The following is a 20,473-nucleotide window of genomic DNA, read 5'->3' as shown; positions in this document are numbered from 1 at the left end:
AATTAAAAATAAAATATTAATTACATATATCGATAATTTAATAGTTTCTACAGCCGTCTTATTTGGAAATGAAATAGATTTAATAAGCCTTTATTTTCAACTAGCTTGTTCTTGAACCGCCTTAATATATTTTTTATTCCTTGGAAAGATATATTTTAATGATTTAGCATTCTTGAAGCCCATATGATTATAAAGTTTATCGCCATTCTCGCTAACCGGACGTGCTAACGCCACGATATCTGCAATAATATCATCCCAGACATACTTTGGATCAATCTCATCAACCATATACTTAACACAAAGCGTAATCAGAGAAAGGCCACTGTTCATGAGCTTTACCTGCTTACTAGCTCTCTTAACACTAGCGTATTCATACATAATATCATTTGGGTTTTTGAACAACTTCTTAATATTCGGTTGATTTTTAACCTTAATATCAACTAAGTTCTGATTATGACAACAAACATTCCGAGCCTTATGGACTAATTCAATTACCGCCACCAATGTTTTATAGTCTAGGTGGTATTCTCGGGCTAATTTCAGTGCGTTTTTTCTGGCCATATTTTCAATAATGAATTCTAAATCACCAAAGGTCAGCATGCTGATGCCGAACCAAGCTGCTGGCAATCCTTCTTTATTGAGCATTGCTTGGTCTCGATATTCGGGATTGCTAGTGCGCTTCATTGCGTGGTGCAACTTCTTTTTAAACGCCATTTCTTGTTTCTTAATTGCACCCTTCCCACTATCCTTATTGAACCAGTTATCAAAATCCAAGTAGCCAAATTCTTGATACTCATTGGTGAAGAAATACGATAATTTAACTTTCAATGATAATTCAATTTTTTCAATCGCCTGCAAAAAATGCATCCGTAAATTTTTATCGAGGTAGAAACGATCAGCAATGCTTTTCAACCGCACTCCATCATACTTACCATGGTGCAAAAACGGCAGTGAAAACTCCTTAATTTTATAGTAACCAATTATCTCTAGATTCGTTGGCCGCTTTATTTCCTTAGAATTAATGATCATCCCAAGGTGTTCTAGTTGTTTCATCTGTTGTTTATAGGTCATGTTATGAGGGGTTGTCACAAAGCTCATCCTCCTAAATAAAAACCTCAGCATTAAGGGCAGATACATCCGCAATTAATTACTGAGGCGACGTTTGCGTCTAGTTATATTCAGCTGCATCAAATGTAAACATTGTTATTCAAATGATTTAATCAAAATACAACTTAATTATATCGTGTTAAGTTTCAAAGTGCTATTCATAACTAGTTTAAAATGTCATTCTGAATGTAAAAATATAAAGAGATCGATGTTAATTCCCATCTTCGTTAATAATTTGGTTACTCAAACAAGTCCGCTTAGTCCTTGCTAAGCCGATCGCTAAGTCATTTCCATTGTAGGCGAATGCGGCCTTCAACTTATCATCACTATTCGGAATTGTCCTAACAAATAAACTCACAAAAAAGACCTGATCCACAATCATCACATCGAGGACATAATGATTATTCATAATTTCAAATGACCTTATATTTTTATTAGAATTAGGCCGCAATAAACTATCATCAAACATTTTATGAACCAATTCGTCAATAAACTCAGGATTGCTATTTAAAGAATGCTCCATTCCCATTCCCCCCTGTTCAAATATTATGTAAATTTATAATTGATTTTAGCATCATTTAGGTTTATATTCATATTATAAATTATTATACTACATATTTGATTGGAGGCATGCTTATGGCTGAAGATGTATTATTTAATCCTGGTAACGCAATCGCTTCAAACGTTGATCCCAGCGAATTAATTCGGACTGCTCAATTGACTTCTGACAAACGGACTACTAACGAAAAAGTAGTCATGGTCAAGGACGAAAACGGTAAGCATTTGTTATTCGAAATTGGTGACAAGGAAAGTGACCCTGCTAAGGGAAAGAAATATAAAATTGAACAAGAGTTCTAATAAAAAAGGCTAGTAATCTTAATTACTGGCCTTTTGTGTTTCCAATGATGGTCCTAACTACTTTTTCAATCGATGGAATAATGGGGGAATCCGATTCGATGCCAGTTTGCGCAAAACGTTCCGCCCACCAATTCCTTCTAATATTTTGCACTTGACTTAACAGTTGTTTCCCAGAAGTGGTTAAACTTACTTCAAGGGCCTTTCCTGGTCGAGGTTGCTTTGTGACCCAACCATTTTGATCCAACTTTTTGATTTGCCGAGCCACCATCCCCTTATCCAATACTAATTCACGGGCAATCTGGCTTTGATTAATATGTTGATGATCATTAATCGTAAGTAAAATACATGCAGCCGTAGGGTTTAAATCCAATTTTTCAAATTGATGCCCAGTATCTTTGTAGTATTGGCGATGTAAAATGGAAATATCTTGTGCTAAATATCCTAAGTCTTTCATAAGAAATCGGTTCCTTCCGTAAAAAGTGACTAATTGCGTTGACAATGCAACACCCAGCTGCCTATAATAATATCAAATTAACGGGTGTTGACAATGCAACACCCTATTCTTTCAAGATAAAGTATACCATATGTAAATGAAATTTAAACTGGAGGAATTACTATGACAAAGGACATGACAGGCTCGACAGCATTAATTCAAAGTATGATCAATCAGGGAATTAAGTATGTTTTTGGTATTCCTGGTGCTAAAGTCGACCAATTATTTGAAGACTTGCAACATAATGATAATCCTAACGCACCCCAATTAATCGTTACTAGGCATGAACAAAATGCAGCCTTTATTGCTGCTGGAATTGGCCGCTTAACTGGCAATCCTGGCGTGGTCGCTGTTACTTCAGGCCCTGGGGTCTCGAACCTAACAACCGCTTTGATCACCGCCACTGCTGAGGGAGACCCAGTCATCGCATTGGGTGGTCAAGTTAAAAGAGATGACCTTTTGCGTGCGACCCACCAAAGTATTGACAGCGCTCCCCTATTAGAACAAGCAACCAAGAGTAGCCAGGAAGTGGCAGATCCAAACAATCTTTCGGAGGCCTTTGCTAATGCGTTCATGACGACCAAATCCCCTAAAAATGGAGCTGCTTTTCTATCACTACCCCAAGATATTCTGGGGGCAAAAGTAGACCGCCCCGTAATTCAAAAACTACCCGAAATCACCAACGGGAGTGCCGATCGGACTCGAATCAAACAAATTGCAGAAATGTTGATGACAGCTGAAAATCCAGTAATTCTTGCCGGAATGCGCGCCTCAACTGAGAAAGTAAGCGATGCCATTCACAAATTATTGAACCGCTTTTCCATCCCAGTTGTCGAAACCTTCCAGGGTTCAGGCGTCATCTCGCGTGACCTTGAAAATAACTACTTTGGTCGCGTTGGACTATTCGATAATCAAATTGGTGATACGGTTCTTAAAAAGAGCGATCTCGTCCTTGCCATTGGTTATGATCCAATTGAATATGAAGCTCGCAACTGGCATAACGAAGGGACTAGAATTATTAACGTCGATACCATCACCCCCGAAATTACGACTGATTATCAACCAGAGGTGATCGTAAATGCGGACGTTGCCCAAACGCTGTACGAACTCGCAGCGTTCATTCCAGAAGATACGATCCTGCCAAAAGACACCCAGGCCAAGTTAGCCCAACTCAAGGAACACTTCGACCAGTCTAATGAAGTTCCAGAACAAAAGGAGGGCGAAGAACTCCACCCATTGGCCATCATCAACGTCTTACAGGAATCAGTCAATGACGATACCACCATTACCGTCGATATCGGTAGCCACTACATCTGGATGGCCCGCTTTTTCCGAGTTTACAAACCCCGCCACTTGCTATTTAGCAACGGGATGCAAACGCTCGGGGTCGCTTTACCGTGGGCAATTGCCGCTGCATTAACGCGGCCTGAACAACACGTTATTTCCATCTCAGGTGATGGTGGTTTCTTATTCTCAGGACAAGAGTTTGAAACTGCGGTCCGATTGAATCTGCCCATCATCCAAATTATTTGGGTCGACGGTTACTATGACATGGTCAAGTTCCAAGAAGTCGCTAAGTATGGCCGTGATGCCGGAGTCAAGTTCGGCTACGTTGATAACGTTAAATACGCCGAAAGTTTTGGTGCTAAGGGCTTTCGGGTCAAGACGGCTGAAGAATTCCGCCAGGCTCTCCATAAAGCAAAGCAACTAGCTGGCCCTTCAATCATCGAAGTTCCAGTTAACTACAAGGACAACATCAAGTTAAAGACCCAGTTGATTCCAAACGAATTAAACTAGGATAAAAAACACCGCTAATCCTGTTTAAAGATTAGCGGTGTTTTTGTGTCAATTATTCAATTTAATTATCTAACTTATGATTTGATCTTAAAATCATCCGTGGGATTAAAATTATGAATCAAGCTGGGCCAAATCCACCGATCGGCATATTTAACGACAATCCCGTTGGTAAAGAAAAAGTAGATCGTGGCAAAATTAACCGCATAGAGTTGCCCAGTCAATAGGCTGGTGATAATGATCACAACGGCAGGTAACGACAGGTCCAAGAACTGTGCCCTGATCGCACTACCGTTAAAAAATTTAAATCGCAAAATATTACTGGTGTCATCATTCGGGTGCATAAAGATGTTGGCCCGTTGATACATCGAAATCGAGATTCCAATCATCGTCACACCGACTATTGAAATCAATGAACGAACCAAAAAGCCGTGGTTCCCAACCCCCAAAAATTCGAACATTTGAATAAAAATCTGAATTCCGTAGCTAAAAAACACCACATAGGCAAGTTCTTCTACGAACCGAACTATGTCTAGTTTCATCAATAATAACTGGTTCAATATCGCACTGAACACCCCGAAGGCAAAGATAAAAATGGTCGATGCAACGTGAAACTGGTTACCCAAATTTACCGCTGCAGCAGTAAACAGCGCCGAACCAGTATTAGATGTAATCGTCAACCCGTTGCCCAGGGCGTTGATGATCAGCCCTAAAATTAATGCCGTTATCCTAACCCGCATCGAATTAGTCGGTCTTTTTGTGTCCAATTAGCTCCTCCTCAATTTAATAACTAGTATTTGTCTCCATTATATATAATTCAAAGCTAAAACAAAAGTTAAATGGTTAATGCTTGAAAATGCTATAATCAAGGCAGATTATCTAATTAAGGAGGGATTTTCATCACAGTTGGAACGATTGCATTTTTAATTTTAGTCGGGATCATCTCGGGAATCATCAACAGTATCATTGGGATGGCGTCGTTAATTTCATACCCCGCCCTGGTTTCCGTGGGGATTCCACCAGTATTAGCGAACGCTTCTAACACCGTTGCGCTAATCTGTAGTGGGGTCAGTTCAATCTTAGCTTCATTAAAGGAGCTAAGGGGGCACTTAAAAGCGGTCCTGCCGATCACCGCTTTGACAGCAGGTGGGGGCTTGATTGGGTCACTTTTACTACTAAATAGTTCTAATGAGGCCTTTTCCAAAATCGTGCCGTTTTTGATTTTCTTTGCAGCTTGCTCGATCCTAGTACCTAAGCGCTCACATGCAAATGGACAAAAAACTGGTTCGAAAAACGTTTTATTTTGGGAGTACTTAATTTTAGGGCTTGTCGGAATCTACGTGGGCTACTTTGGTGCTGGTGCTGGCGTGATCATGATTGCCGTGTTATCTAAGATCACTGACAGCCCCTACCACGTTTATAATGCAACGCGTAACGCTGCCACTTTAGCAGCAAACCTCGTTGCTTCGATTATCTTCATTTTCGTTGCCCACGTCTATTGGAGTGCCATCATCCCGTTAGGCATCGGACTATTTATCGGTGGCTTCATTGGTCCTTCGATCGTGCGCTTCATTCCCACTAACGTTATGCGGATTGGCGTTGGCATCTTTGCATTTCTGCTATCAATCTACCTATTTATTAAGGCCTTCTTTTAATTTCAGAAAAAATCATTTTGCTTTATTTTTAAATGTTGTAAAATAATAGATATTAATTCTTTAAAGGAAGTGATTCGATTGGCGGATTCATTTTTACGAATCGTATTTAACTTTGTTAACATTCAAGGACTATTGTTACTAATCTTCCTATTTATTAACATTGGTTTTCAAGCTAAAAACAAACATGCAGAGGTTCAATCCGATGGGCTTAGTAATTTTATTTTAATTTTGGCACTTTGCGAAAGTTTAAACTTCTTGGGAAATGCTATTTTAAGGGATTTTCGCATCGGTAGTAAAGATCTAACCTTCATTATTGGGATTGCGGTCATTGCACTGTCATGGATCACGGCAATTGCGTTTACTGTTTGGAATTTCTTATACTTACGTAAATTAAGCAAAAAAGTAAGTGAATAAAAAATAGTCGATCATGGCTTGCTATCATATTTTTCAGATAAATTGAACCACAAAAAACTCCTAAGTTGTAAATCAACTTGGGAGTTTTTTTATTACTATTATTTAGTTGCTTCAAGAGCTTCCTTTAAGGCAGTTCCTAAACGCTTCATCCCGACCTTAATGGTTTCGTCATCAACGTTTGAGAAGTTCAATCTGAAAGTCCCCATCTTTGGTTTGTTAGGGTAGAATGAATCTCCTGGCACGAACGCAACGTTATGTTCCACACAGGTGTTAAATAATTGCATGGTATCAACTTCACCAGGTAATTCAATCCAAATGAACATCCCACCTTCAGGATGACTGTGCTTAGCATCAGCTGGGAATTCTTCCTTGATGGCACTTAACATTAATTCAAAACGATGGTGGTATAAATCACTAATCTTTTTAATATGTTCATAAATGTCATTTTGTTCAAGGAATCTAGCAATAATATGTTGACTTAAGTTATCTGAGTGTAAGTCAGCACTTTGCTTCATTACGACAAAGTTTGATAATACGTCGGTGTTACAGACAATCCATCCTAAACGCATCCCTGGTGCTAAGATCTTAGAGAAAGTACTCATGTAAACAACCCGATCTTGAGTATCAAAGTGCTTTAATGGAGGTAAAGTTTCGCCTTCGTATCTAATTGCTCCGTAAGGATCATCTTCCATTACTAATAAATCGTACTTGTTAGCTAATTCCACGAATTGCTTCCGACGATCAACTGACATTGTTCGACCAGTTGGGTTTTGGAAAGTAGGAATCGTGTAAACTAACTTAGCTTCTGGATGAGCCTTCAAAGCTTCTTCGAACTTGTCCATTCTCATTCCATTTTCATCCATTTCAACCCCGACGATGTTAGCCCCGTAGCTACGGAACACATCTAAAGTACACAGATATGTAGGTTCTTCAACGATAACGGTATCACCAGGGTTAATGAACATTTTTGCTAATAAATCAATTGATTGCTCTGAACCAGTAGTGACCCCCACGTGTTCAACAGAAGTGGACACACTACGATCAGCCATTAATTTCACAATTTGTTCACGTAATACCGTTTCGCCAATGGCGTTACTATATTGTAAGGCGGTCTGACCTTCATTTTCGAAGACGGTGTCAGCCGCCTTCTGCATTTCTGCAACTGGAAATAGTTCAGGTGCTGGTAGTCCACCGGCAAATGAAATAACTGCTGGATTAGCAGCGGCTTCCAAAATTTCTCCAACCACGTCGTTGTCGGTTTTTGGTACTCGTCTTGAATATTCAAATGTCATAAAAATCAACTCCTCAAATAAATTTAAAATATGGTATAGGTGTATTATAACAACGAACTAATCAAATTGCCATAGTTTTTTAATTATTTCATGGAATTCTTTTCTTTTAAATTAATTGTGATTTGAGTAGAATGTATTTAACACATTAATTAATTGTCTGCTAAAGGAGGATAGTTATTATGAATGGTAAAGTATTTAAAACGGCACTAGCAACCATATTAGGTGGAATATCGTATAAGGTTGCTAAATCCAGCATTCAGATCATGCGTGGCAATGGTGAACTATACGCCCCTTCCAAAAACTTTTATAACCCGAACAGCCGCTTAAACGATAAAAAAATTGTATTTATCGGTTCTTCAATTACCTCTGGAGTTACTGCCAAAGGCGATTCTTTCGTTGATTATTTAGAAGTCGAACATGGGGTAATCGCTCAAAAAGAAGCGGTGAGCGGGACTACCCTTGCCGGTAATGAACCCGATTCATATATTGAAAGATTAATAAATAACGTTGCCACTAACCAAGATCTCGATGCACTGGTATGCCAGCTATCAATGAATGACCAGAAGCGCAAAAAGCCACTAGGCACAATTAGTAATTCATTTAATATTGATGATTTTGATACCTTGACCACCACTGGTTCAATCGAATACATCGTCTCATATGCTAACGAACACTGGCACTGCCCCGTTATCTTTTTTACCTGCTTGAAAAAAGAATCCCCAGAATATGAACTACTTCGCAATCAGTTATTTAGATTACAAAGAAAATGGAATTTTGAAATCATTGACATCTGGAACAATCAATATATTCATAGACTAAATCAAAAACACCCTGAATACATGGCTGATGATAGCCATCCTACTAGGGCTGGGTATCGTTATTGTTGGACTCCGATATTTGTTCGCGAACTGGATCAAATTATTGGTTAAAAGGCTAATCACTAAAATAGTGATTAGCCTTTTAAGTTTAAAATAAATAATAAATAATAAAAAATAAATTTTTTATTATTCTTTCCATCTTTTATGCAGCTTGTTCTCACTATAATCTAATAAACTGCTTGGTTCGATGTCGTACTTACTACATAAAATTAATAATTGATCTAATACATCAGCTAACTCTTCGCGAAGATTATCATCCATTTGTGCTTTGGTCTTTGGAGCCTCACCAGGATGTTCACGACCAATTTCCATTGTCCTAATTGCCCGTGATAGTTCTCCTGATTCTTCAGTTAAAAAATTCATTCTAATCTCTGGTGATAAATCATACCATTTATGTTTTTTATAGAAATTCACTAACCATTTTGCATGTTGATCTAAATCCAATTTTAAGCCCCCTGATAAATTTACATTTATCATATCATAAGCAGAGCGCTATTTTTAAATTGATTAACTAAATGTCCCTTAAAGGGAGTTAATCGATTTCATGCAAAAACAGCTCAATTCAATTTTGGGATGAACCGAGCTGTCTTGATTGTTCTATTTGATAATAAAAAATATATTTTTTATTATTTATTTTTTATTACTTATCTTCAGTATTAAATTTTCCTGAATCAATTGCGTATTTTAGCATATCATCAATTACATCAACCATCTTTTTATCATTCAAAAACGCAATCTTTTTAATTTCGCGATAATAACTTTCACGAACTTGAATTGGTCTACTGGTTTGTTTTTGTCTTGCAAATGGACTTGTATGTTGTTCATTATCGTCTAATTGTGAATTAGCCTGATTAGCTAAATTATTCAAAAAATCATTACTCATTTTCACTCGCTCCTATTCTACTTAACTCTTCATCCAAGGTCGTCTGATACATCTTAAGGGCTCGCTTATCCCAATAATCATTGTTACGAATTCCCTCGTCTCCAAACACCTTAATTCTTTCTTGTTGGTAAACGTAATTTTTGAAAACGGCATCCCCAAATGAATCCTTAGCACTATTAGATATCTCTGTATCAGTTTTAGCATTATTTTTCACAAGGTACAACACAACCCCTAAAACATTATAATCTGCCTGATAATCTTCACGTAGTTGATACATGTACTTAGCAGTTTTTAAAATCGATGTATATGCTTGGCGTTGGGTTTGAAGTACCAAGGTAATATAATCGCTAGCTAAGATTGCGTTGTTAGTAAAAGTTGAGAGGGTTGGTGGTACATCGAATAATATAAAATCATATTTAGCTCGAAATGGTTCGATCAGATTCTTTAATATCAAAGCCCGATCATGACGATTGTATTTTTCAACTTTCCCTGGCCAAGAACTTAATGCCCAGTCAGATGGAATCATGTCTAAATTATCAGTCACTTTAACGATGCTATTTGATAAGTCGAATTTCATTAGTCCATCATAAAATGAAGTCTTAGGGTGTTCCTTATTATTGAAAGTTGTATTTATAATTTCAGTTGCGTTTGCTTGTGGATCCATATCAATTAATAACACTTTTTTACCCATTTGATTTAAAAGGTAAGTATCTAAAACCGTCATAGTGGTCTTACCGACCCCACCTTTAAAATTAAAATGAAGCAATACTTTTGCCATCATCATCCCTCCAATTTAAAATTAATTATAAATTATTTATTTTAAATTGTAAATATTTTATTTTTCATAATAAGTTATTATAAACAAAAATGCTGGTGGTTATTGGATACTAAAAAATCAACTTAATTTGCGTTAAGCTGATTTTATTTATCATAGATTAAAATTTAAAATTGAATCAACCAATTGATTCATCCATTTGATAATCGATTAAAAGATTTAACTCGACAGCATATTCCATTGGCAGTTGCTTAGCAAACGGTTCAATAAAACCCATAATGATCATTTTAGTGGCTGCTTGTTCACTCAATCCTCTGCTCATCAAATAATAAAGCGACTCTGCAGAAATCTTGGACACCTTAGCCTCATGTTCAATGGTCGCATCCCCATTATTAATAATATTTTGTGGAATCGTATCGCTCTTTGATTCATCATCCATGATGATCGTATCACACTCAATATGTGACTTGGCACCATTACTATGCTCTGAGATACGTACCTTCCCGCGATAATTACAAGTTCCACCGGTCTTACAAATCGACTTTGAAACAATGTTTGAAGAAGTGAGCGGGGCGTTATGACGCATAATTGATCCGTTATCTTGATAAACGTAATGACTAGCAAAAGCAATTGACAGCATCGTTCCCGTTGCATGAGGACCATTTAAATCAATACTTGGATACTTCATCGTCACTTTAGACCCTAAGTTCCCATCGATCCATTCCATAGTTGCATTTTCAGCAGCAGCCGCCCGCTTGGTCTCTAGGCTATAGACGTTATCAGACCAATTTTGGATCGTCGTATACCTAGCAAAGCCGTCACGCTTCACAAATACTTCAACAACTGCCGCATGTAGGCTATCTTCAGAATAATTAGGCGCTGTACAGCCTTCAACGTAATTAACACTTGCCCCCTCATCGACAATAATTAATGTTCGTTCAAATTGACCAGTGTTGCCATTATTAATCCGAAAGAAACTCTGAATTGGAACTTGACAGTGGACCCCTTTGGGAACATACAAAAACACTCCTCCTGACCAAACAGCGGTGTTCAAGGCGGCGAATTTGTTGTTTTCAGGGCCAACTAGTTGACCAAAATATTCCTTGATTACTTCTGGGTATTCCTTCAAAGCAGTATCGGTATCGGTAAAAATTATCCCCATTTGAGCAAATTCTTGCTTTAAGTTCGCATAAACGGCTTCTGATTCGTATTGGGCCTCAGCACCTGCCAAATACTTGCGTTCCGCCTCAGGAACCCCAATTTTTTCGAACGTTTTCTTCATCCTTGAAGGGACATCATCCCAATCACGTGAAACGTGATCAGCAGCGCGTTGAAAATAATTAATTTGGTTTAAATCTAATTCAGATAGGTCTGGGCCAAAATTAGGCATTGGTAATTGATTGTAAATTTTAAGGGCCTTTAATCTAAGGTCTAACATCCATTCTGGTTCGTTTTTTTGAGCTGAAATTTGCCTAACGACTGCTTCGTTCAATCCCGCTCCAGTTGTATAAATTGGCTCATATTTATCTTTAAAGCCATATTGATATTCATCGTTTAATTTTCTAATTGATTCATCCATCGTCAACATCTCCATTAATCGCTTGTAAAAGGGCCTTCCACGGCAGCATGGCACATTTGATTCGCATCGGCAGTTTAACAATTGCATGCATTATCTGTGCATCTCCAAGTGATGCCTCAGTTGCTTTCGATAACTCTGCTCCCATCATTAGGCGTGAAAAACGGTCAATCAATTCATTAGCCTCTGGTAATGTTTTGCCAATCATCAGTTGTGATAACATTGCTAGCGAGGCTTTAAAAATAATACACCCGCTTGCTCGATAGTTGACTGAATCAATTACACTATTCTTTAGTTCAAGATTGAGCTGAATCCGATCACCACAAGTAGGGTTGCTAAGATTGACCATAAAGGTCGTCTTATTTAATGGGCATGGATGCAATTGATTTGCGTAGTCCATAATGACTCGTTGATAAATTTCATTGATTTGCATGGTCAACAAAGAACTCCTTAGCCTCTCGAATTGTATTTACAAGCCGATCAATTTCTCGTTGTGAATTATAGATATAAGCACTGGCCCGCACTGCACCGTTCGTCCCCAATGCATGCATTAAAGGCTCTGCACAATGATACCCAGCTCGTACTGCAATATTTGCCATGTCAAGAATCGTGGCCACATCGTGGGGGTGTACACCATCGACGTTAAAAGAAACAATCCCCGTTTGCCGCTGCTTGGGACCGCATAGACTCACGCCGCTAATTTTAGCCAACTCATCATATAATGATTGACCTAAATTTTGACAACGCACTTGAATATTGTTCATCCCCAGATGATTTAAATAGTCGATTGCAGCTCCCAAGCCTAAAACACCAATTATATTTGGCGTCCCCGCTTCCAGGCGCCATGGAATCGGCTGAACGGTAAATTGATCACGCATCACCATCTCGACCATCTCACCGCCTAATTGAATCGGCAACATTTTTGATAGATTTTCAATCCGCCCGTATAATACGCCAATTCCCGTTGGTCCCAACATTTTATGCCCAGAAAAAGCAATCCAATCGGCATTCCATTCGTTAACATCAACTGGTATTTCGGCAACTGCTTGTGCAGCATCTACGATCATTTGAGCTCCATGGGCATGTGCAATGGCTCCAATTGCTTTAACTGGATTGAGCGTTCCTAAAACGTTGGACACTGCCCCCACCGCAACGACACTTGTCCGATCATTGATAATCCTTTGTGCCTGTTCAATATCTAATCGACCACTAGCATCTATTTCAAGATACCTTAACCGTGCCCCATTGATATTCGCTAATTGCATCCAGGGCAGTAGGTTACTATGGTGTTCACTAATCGCCACAACAATTTCGTCCCCACGTTTGATCCGTGTCTTAAAATAACCATTCACGATCAGATTGAGCCCATCGGTTGTCCCACGGGTAAATATGATTGACCTTTCATTCGGGGCGTTAATAAATTTTGCAACCTTTTTTCTCACAGCCTCGTACTTGTCAGTAGTAGCTTGGGCAGCCGTGTATCCACTTCGATGGACATTATAACTGTCGTTAATATAGGAATCTTGAATCGTTTTTAATACATTAGCTGGCTTTTGAGTAGTTGCTGCGTTATCAAAGTATGCCAGTGATTGATCATTATTGGTAAAAAACGGAAAGTGATTGCGCACTGATTCATCCAACATTAAAGCGATCCTCCAGTCTATTCATTAATTTATTTCTAATTGCACGTTCAGGAAATTGATCAACCAGCGGTAACAAAAAGCCCCTGGTCAACATTCGTTTGGCTGTAATCAAATCGATGCCACGGCTGTTTAGATAGTATAATTGATCAGAATCAACCTTCCCAACACTGGCAGCGTGTCCAGCAATAACATCATAATTATCAATCAATAACACGGGATTGACTTTCCCATGACTTGTTTCATCAAGCGTTAACAGCCGACTCACTTGATTAGAATAAGCGGATGAGCCGTTTGCATGAATAATTCCGTTGGTAAAAAAATGTGTTTTGGCATTATCAGCAACAACGCCGCGTTCGTTTATTTCACCATGGGTGTGAGGACCTTCATTAACAATTGATGTAATAATCGATTGCACCTGACTGCTCTCACCGAGGTTAACAATGTTAATCTGCCCAACACTATTTTGACCATCAAGATTAAGATTGCTTTCATAACGAGTATCATGATGATTGAATAGCCCAACAAAGGTTTGCAGGGATGCATTTTGTGCAAGGTATGCATTCAAAATGCGATGATTGCGGTAACTATTAGAATTAGCAGCATCGTAATATTTAACATGTGCATTATCACCTAGTAATCCTTCAACCACTAGACAATCATCACCTATTTCAGTTCGTTTATCTTCAAACATGACGGCTAGCTTTGAATTTGCGCCTGCAATGATTAAAACGTGTTTTTCTTGGGCCGAATGATCGAGCAGTTGACTAATGTTCAACGGTTTTCGAACAACTAGGTTCGGTGGTAAGTAAATGAATACTCCCGATTGAAGATAGGCCAGGTGCCTTGCATTTAATGCATTACTACGCCATTCCACCGCCTTTTCCATCAGATTTTCTTGAATCAAATTTGGATATTGACGAGCTGCACCCAATAGATCCATCAATACCATGCCCTGCTTTCTTAAATCATTTGGAGCATGGTTAGTTAAGTCAATTGGTTTTGCTATCAATGGTGGGATTTCAAATTGATATTTAGCTTGCTGACTGTCTAATGGTAATTTATTAATCATTGCACTCACTAATTGGCGTTTTATCGTAAGCCATTTTGGTTCTTGGTTGTGTTTAGAAAAGGATTCAAGCGTCATGTTAGTCATCATTCATCCACCAGCTCAACGTCTAGTCCAAGTTCATTTCGTAAGTTAGCATAACCACCATTTTCCAGTTTTTCAGCTAATTCTAACCCCCCGCTAGTAACGATCTTTCCGCCCATCATAACGTGGACCACATCGGGCTTTACATATCTTAAAATTCGATCGTAGTGGGTAATGATCAAGCAACTAAAATGAACTGAGCGCATTGCATTGATTCCATTTGAGACCACCTTTAAGGCATCAATATCCAATCCCGAATCAATCTCATCTAAAATCGATAGTTTGGGATCGATCATCATCATTTGCAAAATTTCGTTGCGTTTTTTTTCACCGCCAGAAAAACCTTGGTTCAAGTAACGATCAGTATATTCTTCTGGGATGGATAGTAACTTCATTTTCGCCGCTAGTTGGTTCATAAACTCAAAGACGCTTAACCGCTGTGACTTGGGACGCATTGCATATACGGCAGCACGAATAAAATCAACATTCTTAATCCCAGTAATCTCAGTCGGGTATTGCATCGCTAAGAATATCCCTAACCGCGCTCTTTGATCAGTTGATAATTCATTTAGTCGAATCCCGTCTAATGTAATCGAACCGCTATTAATCGAATAACGACTGGATCCCATAATGGTTTGTGAGAGCGTTGACTTTCCCGTCCCGTTAGGCCCCATAATGACATGGATTTCCCCATCTGGAATCGTTAAATTCAATCCGTGCAATATCTCGGTACCCGTTTCGTTAATTTGAACATGTAGATCTTCTATTTTTAACACGTTATCCCTCCTATTAATGAATCAAACGATCCCACAAGACGACCTGGTTTTTTGATAATGACTCTGGAACCTTGATAATTCTTTGATTCGCGCTTCCTCTAAATTGAAGCGTCAAATCTTTTTGTGATTCTAAAAACCGCCCGTCAACTAAAATATCAATCAACGAAAGTAATTTTAGCTTGTCATAAGACTCCTGCATTAACTCATCCCAGGTATAGCCAGTCCAAGACCAAATATCTTTTATATGCCCAAATTCCTTCCGAACTCGTTGGCAAAGTTTTAAACATACCTGTGTATTCAAAAAGGGTTCTCCACCCAGTAAAGTTAAGCCCTGAACATATGGCTTTTGCATGTCGTTTATGATCTGATCCTCTAGCTGTTGACTATAAGGTTGACCGTAGTGAAAATTTTGTGCTGCTACATTGTAACAACCAGGACAATGAAATAAACATCCACTAACGTATAAGCTACACCGAATGCCCTCGCCATCTACAAAATTGAACGGCTTATAATCTGCAACGTATTGCAAACTCAATTTATTAGCGCGCCATTCTTTGGGTGTCGGATTGTTTGGCCCTTTCATGTTCTGCCGCATTTTTGATCATTCCTCCTGTCATATGTTTTACACGCGCTGAGATTTCTACATGTCTCCCGTGAACCATTGGCCGCGCTTGTGGATTACCTAAATAACCACAAGTTCGCTTAACGACGTCACAATACCTGGGATCATGATTGCCACATTGCGGACAAACAAATCCCTTCGCAGTTGCATTAAAATCACCCTTAAAGCCACACTTAAAGCATTGATCAATTGAAGTATTGGTTCCTAGATAACCAACGTGATCGTATGCCCAATCCCAAACAGCCTCCAGTGCCTTAGGATTTTGCTTTAAATTTGGATATTCACAATAATGAATAAATCCCGCTGAAGCATAATGTGGATATGCTTCTTCAAAGGTTAATTTTTCAAATGGGTTCGGATTTTTGCGTACGTCATAATGAAAGCTATTTGTGTAGTATTCCTTATCAGTAATTGAATCGATTTTGCCAAATTTATCGATATCATCCTGACAAAACGTATCGGTTAAGGATTCAGCTGGCGTAGAGTACAAACTATAGTGATAGCCACTTTGCTGCGACCATTTTTGGCATAGTAGGTTCAGTTGCTTAACGATTTCTAAAGTGAATTCATGGGCAGTTTCGTTACGTTCCCAATTCGGACCAAAAAAGCTCGTTCCAACTTCATATAGGCCAATGTAACCTACTGACACAGTTGCTCGCTCATGGTTAAACAATTCATCCACACTATCATCATCACGCAACCTTTTGCCAAATGCACCGTACTTATAAAGCAGTGGGGCATTATAAGTTTTTGCCTCAGTACAGCGCTTGATACGATAGGCTAATGCTTCATGTACAATTCGCATTTTATCCCTAAAAATATTCCAAAATGCTGATTTACTTCCATTCGCATAAAGTGCGATTCGCGGCAAATTGACCGTAACTACCCCTAAGTTCATCCGACCAGCATTGATTTCATGTCCATCTTCATCTACCCACTTTGGCAAAAATGATCGACATCCCATTGGCGCCTTAAAATTACCAGTAATATCGGATAAAGTATCGTAATTCAATATATCTGGATACATCCGTTTTGTGGCACATTCCACCGCCAGTTGCTTAACGTCATAATTAGGATCGCTCGGGTTTAGGTTTAAACCTCGTTTCAAAGTAAAGGTCAGTTTAGGAAAGATTGCAGTGCGTTGCTCGACACCAAGCCCCTTGATTCTAATTTCGAAAATATCCTTTTGAATTTCTTTTTCAAACCAATTCGTTCCTAAACCAAAACTAACCGTTGTAAAAGGAGTTTGGCCCTGAGAAGAATAGAGCGTGTTAATTTCATATTCAAGAGCTTGCATCGCATCGTAAATATCTTTTTGGGTGCGTTGACGCGCATATTCTTCCTGTCTATCTTTAACAACCCACTTTTTAGCTTCCAGAATATGTTTTTGATAGTTTAACTTTGCAAACGGAGCGAGTACTTCATCAGCTCGATCAAATGAAATTCCACCGTATTGCAGTGAAGCAACGTTAGCAATAATTTGGGCAACTTGAGCGGTGGCAGTCTGAATCGACTTTGGGGAAGCAACCTTTGCGTTTCCAATCTTAAACCCATTGTTCAACATGTTCGCAAAATCAACTAAACAACAATTAGTTTCAGGGGTTGCTGGTGAATAATCTAGATCATGCCAATGAATATCACCACGTAAATGGGCCTTCGCAACTAATGGTGGTAGCATTTTTAATCCAATCGCCTTGCTTGCCCGTCCCGCTTGTAGGTCACGCTGAGTATTGAATACGTTACTATCCTTATTCGCATTTTCATGAACAACTCTAGCGTTCTTATCAAACAACTGTTTGAGGTTCTGATCAATATCAGTTGCTTCCTGCCATCTTTTTTGATCTTGTTTATAATATTTTTGATACTTTTGTAATTTATCATATAATTTATTATTAGACAATAAATTGTTAAAACATTCACGAATTATGCTGGTTTTTAATTCATTATTACTTACAGCCGTTAATAATGAATTATAAAATTGGCTTTTTAGATCTTCATTAATAGCTAATTGATTAAATAAATAATCTAATTTATAACTAAAAAATGGTGTTTTTTCGCCACTTTGTTTAATGACTATCACTTGGTTGATTTTTTCAGATCGCATTTTCAATCATGACCCTTCTTGAATTTGATATTCTATATATAGTGCTACATATAAAGATAAAGCACATATATAGTGTTATCAAGTCCAAGCCCATTCAAAACCAAAAGTTAGTCTACAATCTAATGTGGCTTGGAATTGGTATAATAATATTTGGGTCACTGCAATATTTTTTGAAAAAATTTTTTTAGTTGTAAGCGATATTTAAACCCCTTGCATTAATCAATCGTCTAATATTGATTATAATTTCACAAATTAACAGAATGTGTTTCATTTCTATGTAAAAAAAGCCAGCCACAATTAAGTGACTGGCTTTTAAGTTATTAATTAATTTGTTTATTTTTCGTACTCATCCAACTTAGGGACCTTAATATGCCGTTTGTTAGCTTCTTGCTTCAATGCATCTAAACGTGCTTGAAGATTACGCTGTAATTTAACGGATCTTTCAATTGATCTCTGAGTGTTGTGAGTCAATTCGATCAATTCTTCATCGGAGTATCCTGCTAAGTGTTGTTCAACAAATGATGTCTGTTGATAAGCATGGATAAACATACTATAACCCATTTTACCGACCCCAGCAATTCCTGAACTCGCATTCTTAATGGTTGGTTCAGTACTAAAGTGATCGATATGGTAAACCAATTGTTGACTAAAGTGTTGGTTCCAATAGTTGATCAGTGGTCCAGCAAAGAAGGCAACCACTAATGTTAAAACCCCAACGGCTCCATGGGCAACAAATGCAAGGACCATGAAGAAAACATCTTGAATATTTCTAACTAATTGATATTTAATGTGCAACCGACTAGAAAAAATTGGTGCGATCGCATCATACGGAGAAGCTCCTAAAGATGGCGACATATATATTGATGTTCCTAATGTAAATAAAATCAATCCAGCAATAACATCAACAATAACGACATAGATTCCACCACCATGAGGAAAAATAATCCCATATAATGATGAGAACCACTGAATTTCATAACCTACTAACACCATGTTCAAAATCGTTCCAATCCCAATTTGCTTGCGATCGAATATCAGCACTAAAATAAATAGTAATCCATTGACCATCAATTGAAATGAACCTAATTCTATGTGCAACGAGTTTGAAAAACCAATATTCATCGCAGTAAATGGATCCATCCCTAAGTTAGCTTGCTTTAAAAACGCTGCCCCCATGGAAAGAATGGCAATTCCAACAAATGACATTATCGATCTTAATGTAATATTGATAAATTTATGATTTTTTTGCGGTTGTTTATCAAAGTCGTCTTCTGATTGAGCACTGACAGCTTTAAATCCTGCCAATTAAATCAACTCCCTTAATTAATATTTGCAATTCTATTATATAACACTCTCCAGCTTTTTTTTTAAAAAGCGCTTACAAATATTTTTCAAGCTTTTGTGAACGCTTTCAAAACGCTGTTATGAATGCGTTTTCATCGTTGTTTTTATGCAATTGTAAGCGCTTTTTTTCTAAAGATTCCTTTACCTTTGTCAAAAAAGGGTATACAATTATATTCATAAATTTAAATTCGAAATGTTATTATTATAAGGGAGTTTTTCAAATGAATATTTTAATTGGGTTAGTGCCAGCTGCGCTATGGGGATTGATGCCCTTAATCGCTGGTAAAACTGGTGGTAGACCGATCAACCAGCTAGTCGGTAATACCTATGGTGCCTTGATCGTTGCGATCGTAATTGCATTGTTCAAACATCCACAACTATCATCAAGTGCATTTATCTGGTGTTTAATTTCTGGTGCATGTTGGGCCTGTGGACAATTATCACAATACTGGTCGTTCCCAGAAATTGGGGTTTCAAGAGCAATGCCAATCTCAACTGGTGCTCAGCTAGTCGGAACATCAGTAGTGGGAGTGCTTTTCTTCGGAGAGTGGGCAACTGGAACTGATAAAATATTTGGTTTTCTTGCTTTGATTCTAATCATGATTGGAATTTTGTTCACTACCAAGACTGATAAAGAAGATGCAAGTAAGGGACTCGATCCTGCAGTCCTAAGAAGGGGAACCATGGTTTTACTATTAGGAACGATCGGCTACGTTGGTTTCTCAGCTCTTCCTCAAATTCCGGTTGTAGATGGTTGGAGTGCTTTCTTCCCTCAAGCAATCGGAATGGTAATTGCATCAATTATTATTTCATTCTTTTACCGTGATAAGAACGAACCGAACCCCCTAACAGACAAGCGTTCGATTGCTAACATTGCTGTAGGAATCGACTTCGGAATCGCAACTGCCGTTTATATGTACTCAGCTAAAGTCAACGGAATTGCAACTGGGTTTACACTTTCTCAAATGAGCGTAATCGTTTCGACTTTAAGTGGAATCTTATTGCTAGGCGAAAAGAAAAGTAAAAAGGGTCTCACCTATGTTACTATCGGACTAGTTATCGTTGTTGTTGGTGGTATCATTACTGGATCATTAGGTAAATAAAAGATT

At 38.2% G+C, this 20,473-nt stretch carries 22 protein-coding genes; 6 read left to right on the top strand and 16 right to left on the bottom strand.

Annotated elements, in window-relative coordinates:
- Nucleotides 1-96: 96 nt before the first annotated feature.
- Both ACSYTE_RS08235 and ACSYTE_RS08230 read right to left on the bottom strand, forming a co-directional pair.
- Nucleotides 97-1,089 carry an Abi family protein gene (locus ACSYTE_RS08235; RefSeq protein ID WP_491717574.1) on the bottom strand — a complete coding sequence of 331 codons (993 nt, stop codon included), beginning with the start codon at nt 1,087-1,089 and terminating at the stop codon, nt 97-99.
- A gap of 229 nt (nt 1,090-1,318) precedes the next feature.
- Nucleotides 1,319-1,630 (bottom strand): hypothetical protein, encoded by a 312-nt coding sequence (locus ACSYTE_RS08230; RefSeq protein WP_491717573.1) that lies wholly within the window; start codon nt 1,628-1,630, stop codon nt 1,319-1,321.
- A 113-nt stretch (nt 1,631-1,743) separates the two neighbouring features.
- On the opposite strand from ACSYTE_RS08230, the gene ACSYTE_RS08225 reads away from it, so the two are divergent.
- Complete coding sequence (locus ACSYTE_RS08225; RefSeq protein ID WP_491717572.1) at nt 1,744-1,965, top strand: hypothetical protein; 222 nt, start codon at nt 1,744-1,746, stop codon at nt 1,963-1,965.
- A 22-nt stretch (nt 1,966-1,987) separates the two neighbouring features.
- Here the strand turns inward: ACSYTE_RS08225 and ACSYTE_RS08220 are convergent, their stop codons facing one another.
- On the bottom strand, nt 1,988-2,419 hold the full coding sequence (locus ACSYTE_RS08220) for a MarR family winged helix-turn-helix transcriptional regulator (protein WP_491717571.1): 432 nt from the start codon (nt 2,417-2,419) through the stop codon (nt 1,988-1,990).
- Between the two features lie 162 nt (nt 2,420-2,581).
- Between ACSYTE_RS08220 and alsS the strand changes: the two genes are divergently transcribed.
- Nucleotides 2,582-4,255 (top strand): acetolactate synthase AlsS, encoded by a 1,674-nt coding sequence (gene alsS / locus ACSYTE_RS08215; protein ID WP_491717570.1) that lies wholly within the window; start codon nt 2,582-2,584, stop codon nt 4,253-4,255.
- A gap of 74 nt (nt 4,256-4,329) precedes the next feature.
- Here the strand turns inward: alsS and ACSYTE_RS08210 are convergent, their stop codons facing one another.
- Entirely contained in the window at nt 4,330-5,019 is a 690-nt protein-coding gene (locus tag ACSYTE_RS08210; RefSeq protein WP_491717569.1) for a DUF6198 family protein, read from the bottom strand.
- 126 nt (nt 5,020-5,145) lie between these two features.
- On the opposite strand from ACSYTE_RS08210, the gene ACSYTE_RS08205 reads away from it, so the two are divergent.
- Together ACSYTE_RS08205 and ACSYTE_RS08200 are read left to right on the top strand one after the other, a co-directional pair.
- Nucleotides 5,146-5,907 carry a sulfite exporter TauE/SafE family protein gene (locus ACSYTE_RS08205; protein WP_491717677.1) on the top strand — a complete coding sequence of 254 codons (762 nt, stop codon included), beginning with the start codon at nt 5,146-5,148 and terminating at the stop codon, nt 5,905-5,907.
- A 78-nt stretch (nt 5,908-5,985) separates the two neighbouring features.
- A complete protein-coding gene (locus tag ACSYTE_RS08200; RefSeq protein ID WP_491717568.1) occupies nt 5,986-6,321 on the top strand; it encodes a hypothetical protein in 336 nt (111 codons plus the stop codon).
- Between the two features lie 98 nt (nt 6,322-6,419).
- Here ACSYTE_RS08200 and ACSYTE_RS08195 read toward each other — a convergent pair whose 3' ends face one another.
- Nucleotides 6,420-7,613 (bottom strand): aminotransferase-like domain-containing protein, encoded by a 1,194-nt coding sequence (locus tag ACSYTE_RS08195; RefSeq protein ID WP_491717567.1) that lies wholly within the window; start codon nt 7,611-7,613, stop codon nt 6,420-6,422.
- 179 nt (nt 7,614-7,792) lie between these two features.
- Between ACSYTE_RS08195 and ACSYTE_RS08190 the strand changes: the two genes are divergently transcribed.
- Complete coding sequence (locus tag ACSYTE_RS08190; RefSeq protein WP_491717566.1) at nt 7,793-8,542, top strand: SGNH/GDSL hydrolase family protein; 750 nt, start codon at nt 7,793-7,795, stop codon at nt 8,540-8,542.
- Nucleotides 8,543-8,617: 75 nt separating this feature from the next.
- Here the strand turns inward: ACSYTE_RS08190 and ACSYTE_RS08185 are convergent, their stop codons facing one another.
- The 11 genes from ACSYTE_RS08185 to ACSYTE_RS08135 form a co-directional block, all read right to left on the bottom strand.
- The gene (locus ACSYTE_RS08185; RefSeq protein WP_491717565.1) at nt 8,618-8,935 is read right to left on the bottom strand and encodes a MazG nucleotide pyrophosphohydrolase domain-containing protein; all 318 of its coding nucleotides are present in this window, start codon (nt 8,933-8,935) and stop codon (nt 8,618-8,620) included.
- Between the two features lie 196 nt (nt 8,936-9,131).
- Nucleotides 9,132-9,374 carry a hypothetical protein gene (locus ACSYTE_RS08180; RefSeq protein WP_491717564.1) on the bottom strand — a complete coding sequence of 81 codons (243 nt, stop codon included), beginning with the start codon at nt 9,372-9,374 and terminating at the stop codon, nt 9,132-9,134.
- Nucleotides 9,367-10,152, bottom strand: coding sequence for a ParA family protein (locus ACSYTE_RS08175; protein WP_491717563.1), 786 nt, complete (start codon nt 10,150-10,152; stop codon nt 9,367-9,369). Before ACSYTE_RS08175 ends, ACSYTE_RS08180 begins: the two co-directional genes overlap by 8 nt.
- Before the next feature lie 175 nt (nt 10,153-10,327).
- Nucleotides 10,328-11,728 carry a Fe-S cluster assembly protein SufB gene (sufB, locus tag ACSYTE_RS08170; protein ID WP_491717562.1) on the bottom strand — a complete coding sequence of 467 codons (1,401 nt, stop codon included), beginning with the start codon at nt 11,726-11,728 and terminating at the stop codon, nt 10,328-10,330.
- Entirely contained in the window at nt 11,721-12,158 is a 438-nt protein-coding gene (gene sufU / locus ACSYTE_RS08165; protein ID WP_491717561.1) for a Fe-S cluster assembly sulfur transfer protein SufU, read from the bottom strand. Before sufU ends, sufB begins: the two co-directional genes overlap by 8 nt.
- Nucleotides 12,145-13,368 carry an aminotransferase class V-fold PLP-dependent enzyme gene (locus tag ACSYTE_RS08160; protein WP_491717560.1) on the bottom strand — a complete coding sequence of 408 codons (1,224 nt, stop codon included), beginning with the start codon at nt 13,366-13,368 and terminating at the stop codon, nt 12,145-12,147. The genes sufU and ACSYTE_RS08160 overlap by 14 nt, the downstream gene beginning before the upstream one ends.
- On the bottom strand, nt 13,358-14,521 hold the full coding sequence (locus ACSYTE_RS08155) for a SufD family Fe-S cluster assembly protein (RefSeq protein ID WP_491717559.1): 1,164 nt from the start codon (nt 14,519-14,521) through the stop codon (nt 13,358-13,360). The genes ACSYTE_RS08160 and ACSYTE_RS08155 overlap by 11 nt, the downstream gene beginning before the upstream one ends.
- The gene (gene sufC, locus ACSYTE_RS08150; protein WP_491717558.1) at nt 14,521-15,294 is read right to left on the bottom strand and encodes a Fe-S cluster assembly ATPase SufC; all 774 of its coding nucleotides are present in this window, start codon (nt 15,292-15,294) and stop codon (nt 14,521-14,523) included. Before sufC ends, ACSYTE_RS08155 begins: the two co-directional genes overlap by 1 nt.
- A 13-nt stretch (nt 15,295-15,307) precedes the next feature.
- On the bottom strand, nt 15,308-15,889 hold the full coding sequence (gene nrdG / locus ACSYTE_RS08145) for an anaerobic ribonucleoside-triphosphate reductase activating protein (protein WP_491717557.1): 582 nt from the start codon (nt 15,887-15,889) through the stop codon (nt 15,308-15,310).
- Nucleotides 15,834-18,020 carry an anaerobic ribonucleoside-triphosphate reductase gene (gene nrdD, locus ACSYTE_RS08140; RefSeq protein ID WP_491717676.1) on the bottom strand — a complete coding sequence of 729 codons (2,187 nt, stop codon included), beginning with the start codon at nt 18,018-18,020 and terminating at the stop codon, nt 15,834-15,836. The genes nrdG and nrdD overlap by 56 nt, the downstream gene beginning before the upstream one ends.
- 333 nt (nt 18,021-18,353) lie before the next feature.
- The gene (locus tag ACSYTE_RS08135; RefSeq protein ID WP_491717556.1) at nt 18,354-19,325 is read right to left on the bottom strand and encodes a YczE/YyaS/YitT family protein; all 972 of its coding nucleotides are present in this window, start codon (nt 19,323-19,325) and stop codon (nt 18,354-18,356) included.
- 260 nt (nt 19,326-19,585) lie between these two features.
- On the opposite strand from ACSYTE_RS08135, the gene ACSYTE_RS08130 reads away from it, so the two are divergent.
- A complete protein-coding gene (locus ACSYTE_RS08130; RefSeq protein ID WP_491717555.1) occupies nt 19,586-20,467 on the top strand; it encodes a GRP family sugar transporter in 882 nt (293 codons plus the stop codon).
- The last annotated feature ends 6 nt before the right edge of the window (nt 20,468-20,473 follow it).

The sequence above is a fragment of the Nicoliella sp. ESL1120 genome (assembly GCF_058508515.1).
This window is presented reverse-complemented; position numbering and strand designations above follow the sequence as displayed.